Source organism: Microbulbifer pacificus (genome assembly GCF_002959965.1).
Classification (GTDB): Bacteria; Pseudomonadota; Gammaproteobacteria; order Pseudomonadales; family Cellvibrionaceae; genus Microbulbifer; species Microbulbifer pacificus_A.
Genome location: NZ_PREV01000021.1, coordinates 1 through 2910, shown reverse-complemented (window position 1 = coordinate 2910; position 2910 = coordinate 1). Strand labels below are relative to the sequence as shown.

Annotated in this window: 3 protein-coding genes; 1 reads left to right on the top strand and 2 read right to left on the bottom strand. The window is 57.4% G+C overall.

Features of this window, described 5'->3' with window-relative positions:
• Window positions 1–172 precede the first annotated feature (172 nt).
• On the bottom strand, window positions 173–562 hold the full coding sequence (locus C3938_RS00525; protein ID WP_105101348.1) for an acyl-CoA thioesterase: 390 nt from the start codon (window positions 560–562) through the stop codon (window positions 173–175).
• A 236-nt stretch (window positions 563–798) separates the two neighbouring features.
• Here C3938_RS00525 and C3938_RS00520 point away from each other — a divergent pair, with 236 nt between their 5' ends.
• Entirely contained in the window at window positions 799–2478 is a 1680-nt protein-coding gene (locus C3938_RS00520) for an NAD-dependent malic enzyme (RefSeq protein WP_105101347.1), read from the top strand.
• An 82-nt stretch (window positions 2479–2560) separates the two neighbouring features.
• On the opposite strand, the gene C3938_RS00515 is transcribed toward C3938_RS00520, so the two are convergent.
• On the bottom strand, window positions 2561–2910 hold a 350-nt coding region (locus tag C3938_RS00515), incomplete at its 5' end, for a malic enzyme-like NAD(P)-binding protein (protein ID WP_325027359.1).

Below are 2910 nucleotides of genomic sequence, written 5' to 3'. Positions count from 1 at the left end.
CGAGGGCAGCAGCGGAGTGGACGGACAGAATCAGTTGCTGGCGGAAGCGGATGCCCGTATGTACCGCGCCAAAAATGCGGGGCGCAATCAGGTGATCAGCGCTTGAAGCGCACACCTGACGGCGACCTTGCCCGTTAGAGTCTGTTAATACCGAGGCCTGTTAACACGACATTCAGATCAGGTGCTGAAGCAGTTTTTCCCGGACCGTGTCGGGAATCGGCGCCTTACTCTGCTTTTCATAATCGAAGTGCACCATCACGCAATCCCCCTGAGCCACCAGCTGCCCCTTCTGCCAGACTTCCTGATGGATGGTCATGGACGTATTGCCTACCGCGCTCAGGCTCGTTTTCACTTCTACCGGTGAGAACAGATAGATCTGGGCAACGAAATCCACGTCCATTTTTTTCAGGATCAGGTTCCATTTACCCAGGGAAAGATCCGGATTGAACAGCTGGAAGATCGGCGTGCGCCCCTGCTCGAACCATACCGGCACCACCGTGTTGTTGATGTGCCCGAGGGCGTCAGTTTCGCTGAAACGGGGCTCTACCTGATAACTGAACATCGAATTTTCTCTCGCTGAATCTGGTTGAAAACGCCAGCACAGATTTAATCAGCCGGCGCCCCCATCATCCAGAGATCATCTGCCATAAATCGCGAAAAACCCGGACAAATGTTGGCATTTGCAATCCACTGCGGCATATCTGGTCAAGTGCGCGTAAAATCCCCGGTCAAATCCGCTACTCTGATTTATTGCTTCCCGCACCCGATAAGCGGCAATTTACCGACCAGAATAGATTTATGAGTCAGAAAGACAAACGCCCCCTGTACATCCCCCACGCCGGTCCCTCGCTGCTGGAAATCCCCCTGCTCAACAAGGGCAGCGCCTTCACATTGCAGGAGCGCATCGAGTTCAACCTGATCGGTCTGCTGCCAAACAATGTGGAAAATATCAACGAGCAGGTGCGCCGCGCTTATCACCAGTATGAGCAGTGTCGTACGGATCTCGAACGCCATATCTATCTGCGCGCCATTCAGGACGACAACGAAACGTTGTTTTTCCGTCTGATCGAGCAGCACATCGAAGAAATGCTGCCGATCATCTACACCCCCACTGTGGGCGCGGCCTGTGAAGAGTTCTCCAATATTTACCGCAATCACCGCGGTCTGTTTGTGTCCTACCCGGACCGCAAACATATGGACGACATCCTGCGCAGTGCCACCAAGGAAAATGTAAAAGTCATCGTAGTCACCGACGGCGAGCGCATCCTCGGCCTTGGCGACCAGGGCATCGGCGGCATGGGTATTCCCATCGGCAAGCTGTCCCTGTACACCGCCTGCGGTGGTATCAGCCCCGCCTACACTCTGCCGGTGATGCTGGACGTGGGCACCAACAACCGCACCCTGCTGAACGACCCCATGTATATGGGCTGGCGCAACGAGCGTATTTCCCAGGAGGAGTACGACGAGTTCCTGGAGGAATTCATCGCCGCGGTGAAACGCCGCTGGCCGAAGGTGCTGATCCAGTTCGAGGATTTCGCCCAGACCAATGCCATGCCGCTGCTGAAGCGCTATCGCGACAAGGTGTGCTGCTTCAACGACGATATTCAGGGCACTGCCGCGGTGGCACTCGGTACCATGCTCGCCGCGTGCAAGGCCAAGGACGAGAAGCTGTCGAAACAGAAAGTACTTGTGGTCGGCGCCGGCTCTGCCGGCTGCGGTATTGCCGAACAGGTGGTGGCGGCCATGGTCAACGACGGTTTGTCGGAGGAGAAAGCACGCGAACGACTCTTCATGTTCGACCGCTACGGTCTGGTCATGGACAACATGAAGGGCCTGCATGACTTCCAGCAGAAACTCGCACACAGCCCCGGGAAATACCCTCAGGCACCGGAGTGGGATCTGCAGACCCTGATCGAGCAGGTGAAACCCACCATCCTCATCGGCGTATCCGGCCAGGGTGGCCTCTTCACCCAGCCCGTGATCGAAGCACTCCACAAAGGCTGCAAGCGCCCGCTGGTGATGCCGCTGTCCAACCCCACTTCGCGCGCCGAAGCCACGCCTCAGGAGGTACTGGAGTGGACCCGAGGCGAGGCCATGGTCGCTACCGGCAGCCCGTTTGAACCGGTACAGCTGGATGGCGAGAAATACCCCATCGCCCAGTGCAATAACGTGTACATCTTCCCCGGTATCGGCCTCGGTGTCGTCGCCGCCGGCGCCAATCGGGTAACGGAAAACATGCTGATGGCCGCCTCCAACGCACTCGCGGAAAATGCGCCGGTGGTGAAAGAGGGCAGCGGTGCACTGCTGCCGCCACTGTCGCAGATCCGCGAAGTGGGCAAGGCCATCGCACTGGCTGTTGGCAAACAGGCGCAGGCCGACGGTGTGGCACCGGGTATTACCGAGGAAAAACTCGAGAAAAACATCGAAAAGAATTTCTGGCATCCGGATTACCGCCGCTACCGTCGTCGGGCCTTCTGATTTCTGCCAGGACGCATAGTGCAAACAAAAAACCCATGGAATTCCATGGGTTTTTTGTTTGCACTATGCGTCCTGGCAGAAATCAGAAGGCCCGACGACGGTAGCGGCGGTAATCCGGATGCCAGAAATTCTTTTCGATGTTTTTCTCGAGTTTTTCCTCGGTAATACCCGGTGCCACACCGTCGGCCTGCGCCTGTTTGCCAACAGCCAGTGCGATGGCCTTGCCCACTTCGCGGATCTGCGACAGTGGCGGCAGCAGTGCACCGCTGCCCTCTTTCACCACCGGCGCATTTTCCGCGAGTGCGTTGGAGGCGGCCATCAGCATGTTTTCCGTTACCCGATTGGCGCCGGCGGCGACGACACCGAGGCCGATACCGGGGAAGATGTACACGTTATTGCACTGGGCGATGGGGTATTTCTCGCCATCCAGCT